The sequence below is a fragment of the Bacteroidia bacterium genome, from assembly GCA_037045145.1.
GTDB lineage: Bacteria > Bacteroidota > Bacteroidia > AKYH767-A > OLB10 > OLB10.
In genome coordinates, this window is record JBAOIA010000012.1 from 242,192 (window position 1) to 261,109 (window position 18,918).

Annotated in this window: 17 protein-coding genes; 11 read left to right on the forward strand and 6 right to left on the reverse strand. The window is 36.4% G+C overall.

Annotated features, from left to right (window positions below; translation table 11 throughout):
• Positions 1-23: 23 nt before the first annotated feature.
• From V9G42_10420 to V9G42_10455, 8 genes are all read left to right on the forward strand, one after another.
• Positions 24-740, forward strand: a complete 717-nt coding sequence (locus V9G42_10420) for an FAD-binding oxidoreductase (GenBank protein MEI2759828.1) — start codon at positions 24-26, stop codon at positions 738-740.
• Positions 741-850: 110 nt separating this feature from the next.
• Positions 851-2,866 carry a peptidylprolyl isomerase gene (locus V9G42_10425; protein MEI2759829.1) on the forward strand — a complete coding sequence of 672 codons (2,016 nt, stop codon included), beginning with the start codon at positions 851-853 and terminating at the stop codon, positions 2,864-2,866.
• An 11-nt stretch (positions 2,867-2,877) separates the two neighbouring features.
• Entirely contained in the window at positions 2,878-3,765 is an 888-nt protein-coding gene (locus V9G42_10430; protein MEI2759830.1) for a hypothetical protein, read from the forward strand.
• 16 nt (positions 3,766-3,781) lie between these two features.
• Complete coding sequence (locus V9G42_10435; protein MEI2759831.1) at positions 3,782-5,101, forward strand: peptidylprolyl isomerase; 1,320 nt, start codon at positions 3,782-3,784, stop codon at positions 5,099-5,101.
• An 18-nt stretch (positions 5,102-5,119) separates the two neighbouring features.
• Complete coding sequence (locus V9G42_10440; protein ID MEI2759832.1) at positions 5,120-6,088, forward strand: MoxR family ATPase; 969 nt, start codon at positions 5,120-5,122, stop codon at positions 6,086-6,088.
• 148 nt (positions 6,089-6,236) lie between these two features.
• Positions 6,237-7,367, forward strand: a complete 1,131-nt coding sequence (locus tag V9G42_10445; GenBank protein MEI2759833.1) for a hypothetical protein — start codon at positions 6,237-6,239, stop codon at positions 7,365-7,367.
• Between the two features lie 544 nt (positions 7,368-7,911).
• Positions 7,912-9,171, forward strand: coding sequence for a DUF2130 domain-containing protein (locus V9G42_10450; GenBank protein ID MEI2759834.1), 1,260 nt, complete (start codon positions 7,912-7,914; stop codon positions 9,169-9,171).
• Positions 9,172-9,662: 491 nt separating this feature from the next.
• Positions 9,663-10,748 carry an ionic transporter y4hA gene (locus tag V9G42_10455; GenBank protein MEI2759835.1) on the forward strand — a complete coding sequence of 362 codons (1,086 nt, stop codon included), beginning with the start codon at positions 9,663-9,665 and terminating at the stop codon, positions 10,746-10,748.
• 760 nt (positions 10,749-11,508) lie between these two features.
• On the opposite strand, the gene ftsY is transcribed toward V9G42_10455, so the two are convergent.
• The 6 genes from ftsY to guaA form a co-directional block, all read right to left on the reverse strand.
• On the reverse strand, positions 11,509-12,459 hold the full coding sequence (gene ftsY, locus V9G42_10460; protein MEI2759836.1) for a signal recognition particle-docking protein FtsY: 951 nt from the start codon (positions 12,457-12,459) through the stop codon (positions 11,509-11,511).
• A gap of 83 nt (positions 12,460-12,542) precedes the next feature.
• Positions 12,543-12,695: a DUF4295 domain-containing protein gene (locus V9G42_10465; protein ID MEI2759837.1), complete on the reverse strand. Its 153-nt coding sequence runs from the start codon at positions 12,693-12,695 to the stop codon at positions 12,543-12,545.
• Positions 12,696-12,712: 17 nt separating this feature from the next.
• Complete coding sequence (gene rpmG / locus V9G42_10470; GenBank protein ID MEI2759838.1) at positions 12,713-12,895, reverse strand: 50S ribosomal protein L33; 183 nt, start codon at positions 12,893-12,895, stop codon at positions 12,713-12,715.
• A gap of 12 nt (positions 12,896-12,907) precedes the next feature.
• On the reverse strand, positions 12,908-13,141 hold the full coding sequence (gene rpmB / locus V9G42_10475; GenBank protein ID MEI2759839.1) for a 50S ribosomal protein L28: 234 nt from the start codon (positions 13,139-13,141) through the stop codon (positions 12,908-12,910).
• A gap of 148 nt (positions 13,142-13,289) precedes the next feature.
• Entirely contained in the window at positions 13,290-14,501 is a 1,212-nt protein-coding gene (locus tag V9G42_10480) for a hypothetical protein (protein MEI2759840.1), read from the reverse strand.
• A 4-nt stretch (positions 14,502-14,505) separates the two neighbouring features.
• Positions 14,506-16,032, reverse strand: a complete 1,527-nt coding sequence (gene guaA / locus V9G42_10485) for a glutamine-hydrolyzing GMP synthase (protein ID MEI2759841.1) — start codon at positions 16,030-16,032, stop codon at positions 14,506-14,508.
• A gap of 92 nt (positions 16,033-16,124) precedes the next feature.
• Between guaA and thrS the strand changes: the two genes are divergently transcribed.
• From thrS to rpmI, 3 genes are all read left to right on the forward strand, one after another.
• On the forward strand, positions 16,125-18,062 hold the full coding sequence (thrS, locus tag V9G42_10490) for a threonine--tRNA ligase (GenBank protein ID MEI2759842.1): 1,938 nt from the start codon (positions 16,125-16,127) through the stop codon (positions 18,060-18,062).
• A 75-nt stretch (positions 18,063-18,137) separates the two neighbouring features.
• Complete coding sequence (infC, locus tag V9G42_10495; protein ID MEI2759843.1) at positions 18,138-18,665, forward strand: translation initiation factor IF-3; 528 nt, start codon at positions 18,138-18,140, stop codon at positions 18,663-18,665.
• Between the two features lie 34 nt (positions 18,666-18,699).
• Positions 18,700-18,897 (forward strand): 50S ribosomal protein L35, encoded by a 198-nt coding sequence (rpmI, locus tag V9G42_10500; protein MEI2759844.1) that lies wholly within the window; start codon positions 18,700-18,702, stop codon positions 18,895-18,897.
• Positions 18,898-18,918 lie beyond the last annotated feature (21 nt).

Genomic DNA, 18,918 nt, shown 5'->3' on the forward strand with positions numbered 1-18,918 from the left:
AATCAATCTAACACAAAGAAATTATGGCCTACGAATTTTACGATGCAACAATTATTGATATAATTGATGAGAACGATGTAGTAAAACGCTATTTTATAAAAGTACCCGATGAGCGTCCATTTAGTTTTAAAGCCGGACAGTTTGTGATGGTTGATTTACCTATTGACTCTAAATATACCAACAGAAGCTATTCAATAGCCTCTGCCCCTACTACCGACAATATTTTTGAACTTTGTATAGTACTAAATCCAAAAGGTATGGGAACCCCCTATATGTGGGAGAATTACAAAGTAGGAACCACCATTAAACTTTCCAGAGTATTAGGTAAATTTCAGATTCCTGAACCTATTGATACAGATTTATGTTTTATATGTACAGGCACAGGAATTGCGCCATTACGTTCGCAGGTAATTGACATCCTTAATCGTAAAATTCCACATAAAAACTTATACATGGTTTTTGGAAATCGCTGGACAAAAGACATACTCTACCGGCAGGAAATGGAACAGCTGGAAAAAGATTATCCTCAGTTTAAGTTCATCCCTGTTTTATCACGGGAAAACGAAGGATGGACCGGGCGCAAAGGATATGTGCATCAGATATATGAGGAAATTTTTGCTGATAAACGCCCTGCAAAGTTTTTTATCTGCGGCTGGGCCGATATGCTAAAAGAAGCTCGTCAGCGCTTGGAGGCCATGGGATATGATAAGAAAGCCATTAAGTTTGAGTCGTACGACTAAGTCACATTTTCTTCACTTTCATTTTTGATTCATAAGCGACCGTATATTTTAGCCCGAGTTAGCTGTTTAATCAATTTTTTTAAATTTGCACCTCCTTAAATTTCAAGACAATGAAAAATTTTAATGCATTGGGAATTATTTTAATTTCCTGCTTGTTCACAAATGCCTATGCACAAAAGAAAACAAACAGTGCTGTGGCAAAACCAACAAAAGCTGTAATTGCCACAACAACGGCAGTAACCAACGATCCTGTTTTAGTTAATGTTGCCGGACAAAACATCACCCGCTCCGAATTCGAAAGGGTTTATTACAAAAACAACAATAAAGGTACAGCAAACGATGAAAAATCCATCAGAGATTATATGGAGCTTTTTATCAACTATAAACTTAAAGTTAAAGAAGCCGAATCGCTGAAAATGGATACTTCGGCAGCTTTTAAAGATGAACTAACAGGCTATCGTAAACAATTGGCTCAACCCTATCTCACCGACAAGGATGTGAATGACAACTTAGTTAAAGAGGCATATAACCGACTGCAAAACGATGTTAGAGCAAGCCATATCCTGATAAAACTAAGCAGTGATGCCCTACCCAAAGATACTTTGGCTGCTTACAACAGAATCATGAAAATCAGAGAAAAAATTGTAAAAGGTGCAGACTTTGAAAAGATGGCTCGTGATAGTTCTGAAGATCCATCGGCAAAAGAAAATGGTGGAGACCTTGGTTATTTTACTGGCTTGCAAATGGTTTATCCATTTGAAACTGCTGCCTACAATACCAAGCCCGGTCAGGTATCAATGCCGGTAAGAACCCGTTTCGGTTATCATATCATTAAGGTAAGTGACATTCGTCCTGCAGTTGGCGAAATACACACTGCGCATATCATGATTAAAGTTAACAAAACTGATAATGACTCTTTACAAAAAGAAGCTAAACGTAAGATAGATGAAATATATGCCAAGTTCAAGGCAGGTGAAAAATTTGATGATTTGGCAAAACAATATTCTGATGACAAAGGCTCTGCCGTAAATGGCGGTGTACTACCTTGGTTCGGAACAGGTAAAATGGTACCGGAATACGAAAAGGCATCTTTTGCATTGTTGAAAGACAATGATGTTTCGGCACCTGTAAAATCTGCTTATGGATGGCATATCATAAAACGTATAGAAAAACGTGGTATAGCATCATTCGATGAAAAGAAAAATGAATTGAAGAATCAGATTATGCGCGACAGCCGTAACGAAATGGGCAGAGCTTCTTTAGTTGCTAAAATCAAGAAGGAAAACAACTTTAAAGAATTTGTTGCCAACAAAGAAGATTATATTAAATCGCTTGACACTACACTTGCCGATGGAACATATAACGACTCTTCAGCATTGAAAAAAACAAAACCTTTGTTTAACCTGGCAGGTAAAGAATATACGGAATTTGATTTTGCAGCATACCTTGCAAAGCATCAAACAAAAAGAAAAGACATCACCTCTCAGGCAATAGCATATTCGCAGTATGAGAACTTTGTGACCGATGCTTGCATTGCACTTGAAGAATCGCAGTTAGATAGAAAATATCCAGACTTTAAAGCATTGATGGATGAATACAGAGATGGTATTTTATTATTCGACCTTACAGACAAAATGGTTTGGAGTAAAGCAGTGAAAGACACCACAGGATTAGAGCAGTTTTATGAGAAAAACAAAAACAATTACATGTGGGGTGAGCGTTTAGACGCTGTAATTTACACTTGTAAAGATGCTGCTGTTGCAAAAGAGGCAAGAAAAATGATTAAAAAGAAAAAATCCGACAGTGAAATTGCAGCAACTTTAAACAAAGATTCATCTTTGAATATAAACATTAAAGACAGTAAATACGCTAAAGGTGATAATGAAATTATTGACAAACTTGAATGGAAGACGGGGTTATCTGCTGATATGAATAATAACAATCAGGTGGTTTTTGTAGATGTAAAATCTATACTTGCAGCACAACCTAAAAAATTAGACGAAGCACGCGGATTGATTACTGCCGACTATCAGAATTTTCTTGAAAAATCATGGATCACTGAATTGCGTAAAAAATACAGCTATTCAGTAAACGAAGATGTTTTAAAATCTATGTTTGCCAAGTAAGAAAAAGTATATTGAAAAAACAACACATAACATTTAATGGTTCCGGCTTGCTTTTAGCATTTGCCGGAACTGTTTTTTTAATGAGTTGTAACAATCTGCCGGTAAACTTCAAAAAGGATAAGAATAAAAATGCCATTGCCCGCGTTTATGATAAGTATTTATATTCACACGATATTAAAGATCTTGTTCCTAAAGATGCCACGCCACAAGACAGTTCAATGATTGTAAAAAGTTTTATTGACGATTGGATAAAACAAAATATTGTATTGCATCAGGCAGAAAGTAATCTACTTGAAGAACACAAAAATGTAGAGCGGCAGTTGCAGGAATATCGTAATTCCTTAATCACTTTTGCCTACGAGCAAGAGTTGGTTCGTCAGCGACTTGACACAACAGTTACAGAACAGGAAATTGAACAATACTACAATGATAATAAGCAAAACTTTTTATTGAAAAGTAATATTGTAAAAGCCACATTTATAAAAGCAGCTAAAAAAACTCCAAAGATTGATAAACTTAAAACATGGTTTAACTCATCAAAAGAAAAAGACAGGCAACTTCTTGAAGAGTTTTGTTTTCAATATGCTATTGACTACTCTCTAAACGACAACGATTGGATGCAATTTGACGACTTATTAAAAAGAGTACCGATTAAAACTTATGACAAAGAAGAGTTTTTACGTAACAACAGAAATATTGAAACTGCTGATTCAGTAAACATTTATCTTATAAAAATTACCGATTTTAAAACTAATGAAAGTGTTTCACCACTTGACTTTGTAAAAGACAATATAAAGAACCTGATTATAAACAAAAGAAAACTTGCTCTGATAGAGCAAATGCAGAAATCTGCATTTGATCAAGCACTTAAAAATAATGACTTTGAAATATATAAATAGAACCGTTCTTCTCTTCATGGTATTCATTATACCCTCGCAGTTGTATTCTCAAAAATCCGATACTGTCATAGATCAGATAATCGGTATTGTTGGAAATAAAATCATTCTGCAATCCGACCTTGAGGCTCAATACCAACAGTATCTTGCGCAAGGACATTACAAAGATGAGGCTGCAAAATGTGATGTACTCGATCAGTTGCTGCTTACCAAATTACTTATTCACTATGCAAATATTGACAGTGTTACAGTGAGTGATGCGCAGGTTGAAGGCGAAATTGAAAAGCGAATTGCCTATTTTACAGAACAATTTAACGGCTCAACAGAAAAACTGGAAGAGTACTATCAGAAGTCTGTTCCTGAAATTAAAGACGAATTTCGTCCTTTAGTAAAAGAACAATTGCTGGCTCAAACCATGCAACAAAAAATAATAGGAAAAGCATCTGCATCACCTGCTGATGTAAAAGCATACTTCAATTCCATACCCAAAGACAGCCTGCCTTACATTAACTCCGAATTGGAATACGGAGAAATTGCATTTAAGATTGCTGTCTCCGATGAAGAAAAAAGTAAAGTTAAAACAAGGCTTGAAGATATAAGAACCCGTTTGTTAAAAGGAGAGGATTTTGCAACACTTGCAATTCTTTATTCGCAGGATGCAGGCTCTGCAAAGAATGGCGGAGAATTGGGTTATGTGCCCAGAGGGCAGTTTGTTCCGGAGTTTGAAGCTGTGGCCTATAAATTGAAAAAAGGTGAAATTTCACCAATCATTGAAACAAAATTTGGCTATCACGTGGTACAATTAATTGATCGCAGAGGAGAAACAATCAATGTACGTCACATATTACTGAAACCAGAAGTTAGTAATAGTGATTTGTTAGCTACAAAAGCTAAGGCAGATAGTATTGCTTTTGACATCAGAAGTGGTAAAATGAAATTTGAAGATGCAGCAATACAATTCTCAGATGCAGAAGATTCAAAAAACAATGGCGGCAATGTGGTTAACCCGGCAACAGGTAATACCCGTTTTGAAGCCAATCAGGTAGATGCCATGGTGTTTTTTCAGCTTGACAAACTAAAAGAAGGCGAAGTAAGCAACCCTGCATTAATCACATCACGCGATGGAGCACAGTATTATAAAATATTTCTGCTTAAAAAACGCACACAACCACACGTTGCTAATCTTACAGACGACTATCAACGTATTCAGCAGGCTGCATTAAGCCATAAACAAGCTAAGTTGATGGATGACTGGATAGTGAGAAAGCGGAAATCAACCTACGTAAGAATTGACCCTGAATTCAGTCATTGCGAAGAAATAAAAAAATGGTCTAACTAACACAAAAAATAATTCAAAATGAATCAACACTATACTTCAGATGTTGAAGCAATAAAAGGTTTAGTCAACAGTTATCAGAAACTCCGAACAGAGATTGGAAAAGTAATTGTCGGTCAGGATGAGGTGGTACGCGATGTGCTTATTTCTATTTTCAGCAAAGGACATTGCCTTCTTGTTGGTGTTCCCGGACTAGCAAAAACGCTGTTAGTAAACACTATATCACAGGCATTAGGCCTTTCATTCAGCCGCATTCAGTTTACACCCGACTTAATGCCAAGTGACATTACAGGTATAGAAATATTAGACGAAAACAGACACTTTAAATTTATCAAAGGTCCTGTATTTGCCAATATAATTCTTGCCGATGAGATTAACCGTACCCCTCCAAAAACGCAGGCTGCACTTCTTGAGGCAATGCAGGAAAGGTCTGTAACCGTTTCCGGAAAACGTTATGAATTGCCTAATCCGTTTTTTGTATTGGCAACACAAAATCCCATCGAGCAGGAAGGCACCTATCCCCTTCCTGAAGCACAGCTCGACCGATTTATGTTTAATGTTTTTCTGGATTATCCTTCATTTGAAGAAGAAGTTCTGGTTGTAAAAAACACTACCGGTGATAAAATTGGCAAAGTGGAAAAAGTACTGGAAGAAAATGAAATTATTTTTTTTCAGGAACTTATCCGCAAAATCCCTGTCCCCGACAATGTGTTGCATTATGCAGTAGGTTTAACCGCCAAAACACGTCCGGGTTCGGAAAACAAATCTGCTATGATTAATGACTATGTTGCATGGGGAGCAGGTCCGCGTGCATCACAGTTTTTAGTAATAGGTGCTAAATGTCATGCAGCTATCAACGGTAAATTTTCTCCTGATATAGAAGATGTAAAAGCTGTTGCTGTTCCAATACTACGCCATCGTTTAGTTCGCAATTATAAGGCCGAAGCCGATGGTGTTTCTGTTGAGAAGATAATAGACAGTATCCTTTAGTTTTTATTTGTCAACCGCTTCTTCCGATTTTATTTTCTTCTGAAAGCATCAAATATTAAGGGCTAATTTATTTCAATTATCACCATGAATGGTGATAACTGATTGTTTCAAATATTATTAGTTTTACATGCTACTAAACTAATAAAAGATGAGAACATTAAAATTGATAGGATACGGATTACTCATTACTATTTTTACATCTTGCGGCAGTGGTGAATCTTCCGTACAAGAAGCCGATGAAGGAAATGAATCAGGCACAACAACACATGCCTCAGGAAGAGGCTCCTCTGATAAAAATAACAATTGGGAAAAACTAATTGCATATGAGTTACGCGATGCCAATGGAAATTTGCAATCTACCATACCAATGCCATCAACTTGGAAAATTAATAACTCAAGGCAAAATGGAGAACCCACCATTACAGGCCCCGGAGGAATTATGGTAAAGGACTATCCATTGCAGATGTTCAATTACCCATTTGATCAAAACACACAGTATATTTATAATCAAAGCGGGCAGCAGGTCAGAGATTTTCCGGGAGTTGAACAATTCATTCAACAAGATTTAGTTCCGGTGTGCCGCAATCAGGGACTTACGTTTATAAAATATTATGAGTTGCCCGAAATAACAAGAATTGATAAGTGGTATAGCGACCAATTATATCAGGCAATGCCAATGGATAAAAAAACTTTTGCAATTGGCACAGATTGGCAAACTTCTGATGGTAACCCGTATTTTTTGTTGTTGCATTTCTCTATTAGCACTACAGAACAGCTTCGCATGTGGAGTTATTATGCTTCAGGGTTAGAAGCCGATAAAGACATTTTTGAAAAGGCCAAAAAACAGCTTTTATTTTCATTGGCCAATACCCGTTTCGAACTCGAACCCATTATGGCTTACAACAGATCGGAGGCAGAAAAAGCCGGTAGAAGTTGGGCACAGTTTAATGCAAGGATGGCACAAAATCAGGCAAATTTTGAAGCCTCACAGCGTGCACATATTAATAAAACCAATGCTATAAACGATGCCATTATGAGTGGTTGGCGTGAAAGAAATGCTGCATCGGACAGAATGCAGGAACGAACCATTGATGGAATTTATGAAAGAACAAATGTCGTGGATGAAAGCGGACAGAAGTATAAAGTTGAAAGCGGTTACAATCAATATTGGATGAATAACGATGGCGAATATATCAGTACCGATAAAGTTGATTACAATCCTAACCTTGACGACAACATGAATAATCAAAAATGGCAGGAGTTAAAAGAAATAAAATAGTCGCCTCCCTCCAATTCTTTTAAAATCTTTTTATCACTTTTTAACTAATCTATGTGGCATCTGCATCACAAAGCCAAGTCTTCTTTACAATAAATACTAATCTTAAATTTGTGTGTACAACGTTTATAAAAAATCAGATACCGTATTTTAACTTTAAGAGATAGAATTTTTGGCAATAGTTTTATTTTGAATAAGAATGCATCTTATTAAATATTATGTAGATTGAATGATTGAGAAATATATTGCAGTAAAATTGATGGCTGAAATGTTTTTTATTGCAAAAACAAATTTATCAGCATAGGAATAAAACACCATTCTCTTCTGGTTAAACATAACAACTAAAGTTGTACTGCAGTTGCTCTTTAGAAGTATAATAAAAACCTTATTACGATAAAAACCTGCAATATATTTTAGAACTTAAAAGCAAGATGATGAGGTATAATCACAATCACAACCATTTGTTTGTAAAACTTAAACACTTATGTATATTTGTGAGTTAGCACCCATTTTTAGAAAACACCAAAACAAATAAGCGTATAAAAAAATGAACGAAATTATTTGCCCAAACTGTAAGAAGGCTTTCAAGGTAGATGAAGCAGGTTTTGCTGACATACTGAAACAAGTAAGAGACCATGAATTTGAAGAAGAGCTTCAAAAGCGACTAAACCTTGCTGAACAGGACAAAGAGAATGCAGTCAAACTTGCTGATGCAAAACATAAAAATGTGCTGCAAGAAAAACTTGCATTGAAAGATAAAGAACTGGAAAAGTTGAAAGCAGACAATGCTCTTGAACTTGCCAAAAAAGACACAGCAATTGCAGAACTGAAAACCAAGAGTAGTAATGCTGACATCGAGAAAAAACTTAGTGTTGCTGAAGCAGTAAAAAAGATTGAAAAAGAAAGAGATGACTTAGCTAATAATTTAAAGAATAAAGACACTGAGAAGCAACTACTGGAAAAGTCATTAAACGAAAAACATTCTGCTGAACTTAAAACAAAAGATGAAATCATTAAACTGAAAGATGAGGAAATTGCTCTTCGTAAAGATATGAAGCAAAAACTTTCAACTAAAATGGTTGGAGAAACACTTGAACAACATTGTGAAGTTGAGTTTAATAAACTTCGTGCGACAGCCTTTCAAAAATCCTATTTTGAAAAAGACAACGACTCAAGTTCAGGAACCAAAGGCGACTATATCTTTAGAGAAACTGATGAAGAAAATAATGAAGTGATTTCAATCATGTTTGAGATGAAAAATGAGGGCGATGAAACTACCAATAAAAAGAGAAATGAAGATTTTTTTGACAAACTTGATAAAGACCGTTTAAAAAAGAATTGTGAGTATGCCGTTTTAGTAACACTATTAGAGGCAGACAACGAACTCTATAATTCAGGAATTGTTGACGTATCACACAAGTATCCTAAAATGTATGTTATACGACCACAGTTTTTCATACCAATTATCACCTTCCTCAGGAATGCAGCAATGAACTCTTTACACTATAAAGCTGAACTTAATAGAGTAAGAAATCAAAATTTAGACATTACGAATTTTGAGGAAAAGTTAAACAAATTCAGAGACGGCTTTTCTAAGAATTATCTCTCAGCACAAAGTCATTTTCAAGAAGCAATAAAAAAAATTGATGCTTCAATAGCTGCCATGAACAAAGTTAAAGAAGAACTTACAACAAGCGAAAACCAATTACGGTTGGCAAATGACAAAGCAGACGATTTGACTATTAAAAAGTTGACGCATGGTAACCCTACAATGAAGGCAAAGTTTAACGAACTGAAATCTAAATGATGAAAGATTTAATACAAGTGGTAACATTATGTTCCTACTCAAATCATTTAAATCCTGATTCAGGCAGATTATGTCACTTTGAGCCCAAAAGCGTTTAGGGGGGAGTTATAAAACCAGAACAGGTTTGTCCCTGATGGAGTCATATATTTATAGAACAAAACATTATCTACCAACCTGCGACCCCAAAGGGGTCCAACAAAGTGAAAATAAAAAATATGCAACTGCAACAAATCAAGCTGGTCAATAAAGGTTTCGATAATCCGTATTGCGATATCGTTGTCAACTTGTTACACTAAAACACGCTACCACAATCTTATGCCAATCTGTTGGTACTATGTAATCCATATTTCAAACTTAATCCAATTGACCTTTACTATTTTCTGTTTTTATCATTAGTTGAGATATTTGCGCCTTTTGTTAATATTGTATATTTTCACAGTCTATCGTTACTTACTATACAAATCAACCATCTGCCAAACAATAATGTCTGAATGAGAAAAATCAGAAAACTTTATCAATGGACAACCTCAATCCCTGTGTTAGCTTGTCTATTGTATTTATCCGGACTTTTAGACAATAACCTTGTTTTTCAAACAATAGCCGGCATACTATTAATATTTTGTGTGATGTCAGCAGTACATCACTCTGAAATTATTGCGCACCGTGTAGGAGAGCCTTATGGAACTATAATTTTAGCTGTTTCAATTACAATTATTGAAGTAGCCATTATTGTTTCTTTAATGACAACAGGAGGCAAAGATTATGCAGCATTTGCTAGAGACACCGTTTATGCCGCAGTGATGCTTATTCTAAATGGAATTGTTGGATTATGTTTGTTTATCGGAGGACGAAAGTTTCATACACAAACTTTCTCTCCACATTCTGTGAAAATTGCTCTGATTTCTCTTGTATCTATCGTTGCATTTACTATGATACTTCCAACCTTTACCAATAGTGAAGTTGGACCATACTACACTGAAACACAATTGCTTTTTGAAATTTTCGCATGTTTGGCAATTTATACAGCATTTATATCTGCACAGACAATTAGACATAGGGAGTATTTTATTTCTGATGACACCGATATTAAAAATAATGAAAAGAAGGTAAATCTTATTTCAAACACATCTCTTGTTATTAGCTTAGTGTTCTTGCTTATCAGTTTAACCATAGTAGTTCTACTTGCAAAAATCTTATCAATACCTATTGAACAGTTAATAGTCAGTCAAGGGTTACCCAAAAGTTTAGTAGGAATAATTATCGCTGCAATAATTTTGTTGCCAGAAGGGATTGCCGCAGTGAGTGCCGCAAAAAACAACAAATTGCAAACCAGTCTTAATTTATCATTAGGCTCTGCCTTAGCCAGCATTGGACTAACCATTCCTGCAGTTTCAGTGGCAAGTTATATCTATGATTTTCCTATTGTTTTAGGATTAGATATTTTATCCATCATACTCTTGGTAATATCAATATTTACTGTGATGCTCTCACTTATTGGCGGTAGAAGTAATGCAGTTTATGGTGTAGTTCTGTTGGTAAACCTTGTTGCATATATATTTTTGACAATCAATCCTTGAAGTTAAGTATATTGTCTTACATTATTGGACATACAAATATGGCAGTAACCAATAATACAGATGACCGACAAAACAGTTTTTACATGATTGGTGTAAGTATTCTGACTTTGTTTTACCAACAATTGATTTTATTGGCGAGAACTTAATAACTGACACCACTCTTACATTTGATTTATTCAGCAAATCGTTCATTTGCTCAGCAGCTGGGCTTCGCTTATTTTTAGCCGGTATAAAACAGGTAAAGAGACCTGAATTTACTGCAAAACAAATTTCCCACCTCTACAGCCCCGATAGTTCTCCAATCCTTCGTGAATTAGGGTTTGCTAACATTTGTTTAGGACTTGTAGCTATAATTTCCTTTTTTAAACCAGAATGAAGAATTGTAAGTTCGTTTGCAAGTGGACTACATTATGGTATTGCAGAAGTTCATCACGGACTTAAAAAAACTTTAGGTATAAATGAAAAATTTGCCTTCTGGACTGACATAATAATTTTCGTTTTCCTTTTAGTCTTTTTCGAAAGAACTGTGTGAATAAAACAAAAATTGGTAAAACAAAGAATAGCAGTTCAATTGGACAAAATGTAACAAATTACAAACAGAGAATCCATTTGAATAAAATGACATTTAATAAAACTATGCCGAATAGATAAAAGCCGTGAGGTAACAGAACTTCAAATTAGAATCCTCGAAAAAGTGGACAAAAAACAATTGATTCATAAAGGAATTCCTGAAACAACTACTAGAGAATCTATAAAACAACTATTTTGCAAAAAGTGAATCAACAAAACTGACTCTATCAAAAGCCTGAAGGTCTGTCATCTTCTCTCCCACTCCAATATATTTTACCGGAATTTTAAACTCATCAGAAATACCAATCACTACACCACCTTTTGCAGTACCGTCTAATTTTGTTAATGCAAGTGCATTTACTTCTGTTGCTGCTGTAAACTGTCTAGCCTGTTCAATAGCATTCTGACCGGTTGAAGCATCAAGCACCAACAATATTTCATGAGGTGCATCAGGCACAACTTTTTGCATAACACGTTTAATTTTAGTCAACTCATTCATGAGGTTAACTTTATTATGCAGGCGTCCAGCAGTATCAATAATTACTACATCGCTGTTCTGCGCAACACCTGACTTTACAGTATCGAATGCAACAGATGCAGGGTCGGCATTCATTCCCTGCGACACTATAGGCACCTGAACTCTGTCGGCCCAAATATTTAATTGATCTACTGCAGCGGCACGAAAAGTGTCCGCAGCACCCAACAACACATTTTTTCCTGACTGTTTAAACTGATAGGCTAATTTACCAATGGTAGTTGTCTTACCCACTCCATTCACACCAACCACCATAATAATATATGGCTTTTTACTTTCGTCAATAAGATTTGCAACAGTAGCTGATTTATTTTCGGCAAGTAGTGCAGCTATTTCTTCCTTTAAAATGTTATTTAGCTGATCGGTTCCTACATATTTATCACGTGCTACCCTATCCTGAATACGTTTTACAATTTTCAAGGTTGTATCCACACCAACATCAGACGACACTAAAATTTCCTCCACATTATCGAGCACTTCATCGTCAACTGTTGACTTACCAATTACTGCTTTGGTAATTTTTGTAAAAAAATTTTCACGAGTTTTATTTAATCCGCTCTCAAGTGATTCTTTATCTTTTTTCGAAAACAGTCCGAAAAATCCCATAGTCTGATTCTTTTTGTTATAGTATTAAAACAAAAACAGCCTTCTTCCTGAGGGAAGAAAGCTGTCATTCGGTCTCATAAATATTATTTCTCTTTCAAAAAATCTTTTACGTGATCGTTATGCACAATCTCTTCTTTGAATGAATAGGCTCCATTGGCACCTTTCACCATTTTAATCACCTTGGAAAACTCTTTTCCTTTACCGGTTTTAAGTGTTGCAACTACTTTCTTAGCCATTTTATTTAAGCTTTAAATTATTTAATTTCTTTATGAAGAGTAACTTTTTTAAGAATGGGGTTGTATTTCTTCAACTCCAAACGCTCTGTAGTGTTCTTCTTGTTTTTTGTTGTGATATAACGTGATGTTCCTGGCATACCACTGTTCTTGTGCTCTGTGCACTCCATGATTACCTGAACTCTGTTTCCTTTTTTTGCCATGATGCTAAAAGATTAAATGTGTCCTTTTTTTATCAGACTGTTTATACAGGCTGAAATTCCTTTTTTATTGATGGTGCGGATAGCAGAAGCTGAAACTTTTAAAGTTACCCACTCGCCCGTTTCCGGAATAAAAAACTTTTTAGTTTGCAAATTCGGATTAAATCTGCGCTTCGTTTTACGATTGGAAAAAGAAATATTGTTTCCTACAATACTTGTCTTTCCGGTCAAATCACATATACGGGACATAACTACTCAATTTTATTAAGGGAGTGCAAAAGTAATTATTTTTTGTTTAATGCCAAATGCTTTTCATATTTTTTTACTGTAACGTCTATTTCACTGTCTTGCTTTACAACTAATTACAAATCAATATTTTGCAAAATAAAACAAAACGCTATTCCATTGGAACCAACGTATAATCTTTGATTTCAATAAGATTTATCCCTTGATTTTCTTTGATGCCATTGGCAGCATCTTTGACAAATTTAATCTTTAACGTAGGCAAATAATTAGATTTAAATGTGCCATGTGCAGCATTTGATTTCACATACTCCATCACGGCTTCGTAGCCCTGAAAAGCAGCTAATAAAGGCTCGGTTTTGTAATGATTAATAAAACTGTTTCTAAAACTCTTGGTTGAAGCGGCATGGTAATCTAAATATGTTGATGTAAAAAAAGTAATTCGCAAATTTTTAAGAATATTAAAATCTATACTCTCAAAATTTTCCCAGGTAGGAAGGCCAAAGGCAAATGCAGGTTTTTCTATACATTCATTTACCTGATTGAGTATGGTATTGACATAGGCTTCGGCAGACGAGGCTATAATCAAAACAGCGTTTTCTGATTTTAATATTTTACAAACAGAATCCGGATAAAAATTACTGGTTATAAAATGCTTCAGTTGCTTTGCGGGTAAATTCTCTTTAAAAATCTGTGCTATGTCTTTATCCGGTTTTACATCACGGGCAAGTAAAATAAATTTGGAATCGGGAAATCGAGCTGCAATTTCTTTAGCTGCCACCATGCACTGTGTATGGGTTGAAGGCGAAAGCATATAAACATGCTCGTTAGATGTTTTAAAATTGGTGTTTGAAGCTTGTGTAAGAATCAAACTTTGTTTGTTGTTGAAACTCAGACGAGCAACTGCCGGAATATAAGACGATGGAACAGACGCTATTACAGCCTCGCACTTAACAAAATTGTTTTGCCGCCACAATCGCCAAAGAGCAAAACTATCTGCAGGGGTTTCTGCAATGTGTAAATTAACATTGATTCCTAAATATTTTAAACTGTCTGCTGCCAGCAATGCACCTTCTGCAAACTGCAGGGTGCTCAAATTATTATAATCCGGTGTGGCATTTCCTGATGTATCATCAAACATTTGTATTTGCTGTTGCAGATTTAATGGTAACATCAATCCAATATTGATATCTTTTTTCTCAGGTTTTTCATGTACTACTTCAGTTTTTTTAACCGGTTGCTCTACCTGCTTGGGTGTGGGTGCCGGTGGTGGCGGTTGTGTAGTTTTTCTACTGCTACTGCAGCCTGCCAGCAACATCACTGCCAGTGCACAACTCAAATACTTTTTGCTGCTTCTAAAATTCATAACCCTACTCCCATTCAATTGTTGCAGGTGGCTTTGAACTGATGTCATAAACAACCCTGTTTATTCCTTTTACCTTATTGATAATTTCGTTGGAAACAATACTTAAAAACTCGTATGGTAAATGAGCCCAGTCAGCAGTCATACCATCGGTACTGGTAACTGCTCTGATGCAGATAGCATTTTCATAAGTACGCTCATCGCCCATCACGCCAACAGAATTAACCGGCAGAAAAATAGTCCCTGCCTGCCACACTTTTTGATAGAGATTGTGCTTTTGCAATAAGGAAATAAAAACATGATCGGCTTCCTGCAGCATCCTTACTTTCTCTGCACTAATTTCCCCCAATATTCTAATGCCTAATCCGGGACCGGGAAATGGATGACGGTTCAACAACTCTTCTTTTAATCCCATCTCCTTACCTACTTTTCTTACTTCATCTTTAAAAAGCGACCGTAATGGTTCCACAATTTGAAGATTCATTTTTTCCGGAAGCCCACCAACATTGTGATGCGACTTAATGGTTGCAGAAGGGCCTTTTACAGAAACCGACTCAATTACATCAGGATAAATAGTGCCTTGTGCAAGCCACCGAACATCAGATATAAGATGTGCTTCTTTATCAAAAACTTCAATAAATACCCTGCCAATGGTTTTTCTCTTCTGTTCAGGATCTGATATATTTTTTAATGCATCATAAAAAACAGAAGCTGCATCTACACATTTAATATTCAACCCCAATGGCTTGAAAACTTCCATCACATGTTGTGCTTCGTTTTTACGAAGCAGACCATTATCAATAAAAATACAATAGAGGTTTTTTCCGATTGCTTTATGAAGAAGTAATGCAGCCACACTTGAATCAACACCGCCTGAAAGTCCAAGAATTACTTTATCGTTTTTTAACTTCATTTGTAAATGAGCAACAGTTTCATCTACGAATGAGGATGGTGTCCAGTCACCCCTGCAGCCACAAATATTATAAACAAAGTTAGCCAACATTTTCTTGCCCTCTTTGCTATGATACACTTCCGGATGAAACTGAAAGCCATAAACAGCCAAATGCTTATGTCTGAAAGCAGCTACGGCAACATCGTCAGTTTGTGCTATAACTTCAAAATCATTACCCGCATTACGAATGGTGTCGGCATGCGACATCCATACTTGACTGTTGTCATTTACATCATTAAAAATATCATCATCAAAATTAATTTTAAGAATGGCACGTCCATATTCTCTGATTTTTGATGCCACCACCTCGCCTTGATTTTGATGGGCCAGCATTTGTGCTCCATAGCACAGACCTAACACAGGTGTTTTACCGAAAAAACTTTTTGTATCAAAAAATGGTGCCTGTGTGTCGCGCACAGAGAAAGGGCTCCCTGAAAAAATAACTCCTTTAATGGTATCACTTATTTCAGGCAGGTGGTTATAAGGATGTATCTCGCAATAAACATTTAGCTCACGAAGCCTTCTGGCAATAAGTTGTGTGTATTGTGAGCCAAAGTCAATGATTAGTATAGTTTGGTGCATGGGCAAATGTAAGGAGAAAAGCAGAAACCTAAGTCAATAGTTTTTTTTACCTGCATGTTTAGTTAATTATCTTTGCCGAAATTTTTTTAAGAATGAAAATTACTTTTCCGGATAAAAACGTCAGAGAATATCCTGACGGAACCACTGCAATGGAAATAGCTAAGAGCATTAGCGAAGGGCTTGCACGCAACGTACTTGCAGCAAAAATTAATGGTCAGGTATCAGACCTTTCCAGACCTATAAACAGTGATGCAGCATTGGAATTACTGACATGGGATAGTCAGGATGGTAAAAATACTATGTGGCATTCATCGGCACATCTGATGGCCGAAGCTTTGGAGTTTTATTTTCCGGGAATCAAATTCTGGGTTGGACCTCCTGTAGAAAATGGTTTTTACTACGATGTGGACTTAGGTGGCAAACAAATTTCAAGTGATGACTTCAAGAAAATTGAAGATAAAATGATTGAGCTTGCCAGAAAAAATAATGTCTTTATCAGAAAAGAGGTTCCCAAACAAGAAGCCATTGCATATTTCACAGATAAAAATGACGAATACAAATTAGACCTCTTACAAAACCTCGAAGACGGAAACATTACGTTCTACACTCAGGGAGGTTTTACTGACTTATGTCGCGGGCCGCATATTCCACATACCGGTTATATTAAAGCCGTTAAGTTGATGAACCTTGCCGGTGCCTACTGGAAAGGCGATGAAAAGAACAAACAGCTGACACGTATTTATGGCATTACTTTTCCAAAGCAGAAAGAGTTGGACGAATATTTAGCCATGCTGGAGGAAGCCAAAAAGCGCGACCACCGTAAGTTAGGCAAAGAGCTCGAAATATTTATGTTTGATGACGAGGTTGGCCCCGGTCTGCCGCTATGGCTGCCGAATGGAGGTGTTTTAATAGAGCAATTAGAAAATCTTGCAAAACGTACAGAAAATGAAGCCGGCTACAAGCGTGTCCGCACCCCTCATTTGGCTAAGGAAAGCATGTATCTGACTACAGGACACCTTCCATATTATGCAGAAAGCATGTTTCCGCCAATGGAAATGGATGGAGAAAAGTACTACCTGAAACCCATGAACTGTCCACATCACCACAAAATTTTCGGGAATCTTAATGCCAGCTATCGCGATTTACCCATTAGACTGGCTGAATATGGAACTTGCTACCGCTACGAACAATCGGGTGAGCTATTTGGACTGATGCGTGTACGCTGCCTTCAGATGAATGATGCTCACATTTATTGTACAGAAGAACAGTTTGCATCTGAGTTTAAGGCAGTTAACGACATGTACTTAAAGTATTTTAAAATCTTCGGAATCGAAAAATACATCATGCGTTTTTCTACCCACTCACCTGAAAAATTAGGAAAAAAATATGTAAACGAGCCTGAACTTTGGCTCAAAACCGAAGATATGGTAAGACGTGTATTAATTGAATCAAACATACCCTACGTTGAAGTACCTGACGAAAGTGCTTTTTATGGCCCTAAGATAGATGTACAGGTGTGGAGTGCCATTGGTCGTGAGTTTACATTAGCCACCAATCAGGTTGACTTTGCTGTACCTGCACGCTTTGGACTCACCTACCGCGATACCGACAATACCATGAAAACACCGCTTTGCATACACCGTGCGCCCTTAGGTACGCACGAGCGCTTTATCGGATTTTTGATTGAGCATTATGCAGGTAATTTCCCTTTGTGGCTTGCACCTATGCAAGTAGCCATACTGCCCATCAGTGAAAAGTTTAATGATTTTGCAAAATCTGTTTCACAGTTACTAAATAATTACGATATTCGCGCCCTCGTTGACGAAAGGGGGGAAAAAATTGGCAGAAAAATCAGGGATGCAGAGGTAAAAAAAGTGCCTTTTATGCTGATTGTGGGAGAGAAAGAAATGAATGAGCAGCAGGTTTCGGTACGTAAACACGGAGAAGGAGATAAAGGTAGCATGACACCTGAAGCATTTTGCCAATTAGTGAAAAAGGAAATTGAAAATCAATTATTAATAAACCAGTAAAAAGGAGGCTATATAGCAACATTTAACAAACCAGGTTCACCCAAGCCGCCAGGCGGTCGTTTTCAAGACAGACGATTGCCCCGGCCTAAAGTAGAGGAGCACCGTATTAACGGACGAATTCACGCACCACAAGTAAGATTAGTTGGTGATAATGTAGAACCCCAAATATATGACACCCAGACTGCGTTGAACATGGCACAGGATATGGGGCTTGATTTGGTAGAAATATCAAATACCAGCACACCACCGGTTTGTAAAATAGTTGACTATCAAAAATTTCTTTACGAAAGAAAGAAAAAAGACAAAGAGCAAAAAGCAAAAGCAGCGAAGTCTGTCGTAAAGGAAATACGCTTCGGGCCCAATACCGATGAACATGACTTTAATTTCAAATTAAAACATGCCATCAAATTCCTTGAAGAGGGAGCAAAAGTTAAAGCTTATGTTCACTTTAAAGGACGAAGCATAGCTTATAAAGAAAAAGGAGAAATTATCCTCCTGAAGTTTGCGCAGGAGTTGGAGCAATATGCAAAGGTTGAAATGCTTCCGAAATTAGAAGGCAACCGCATGTTTCTGCACCTGGCACCACTTGCAAAGAAGAAGTAAATAAAATAATAAACAAATAAAAATTAGAAGCATCATGCCGAAAATGAAAAGAAACTCCAGTGCAAAGAAAAGATTCAGTGTTACTGGAACGGGTAAAATAAAAAGAAAACATGCTTTCAAAAGCCATATCCTTACCAAGAAGTCAACTAAGCGCAAGCGTGCATTAACCAATGCAGCCATCGTTCATAAGTCTGACGAGTTTAACGTAAAAAGAATGCTTTCAATAGCATAAAAAATATTATTCAATTAAGTT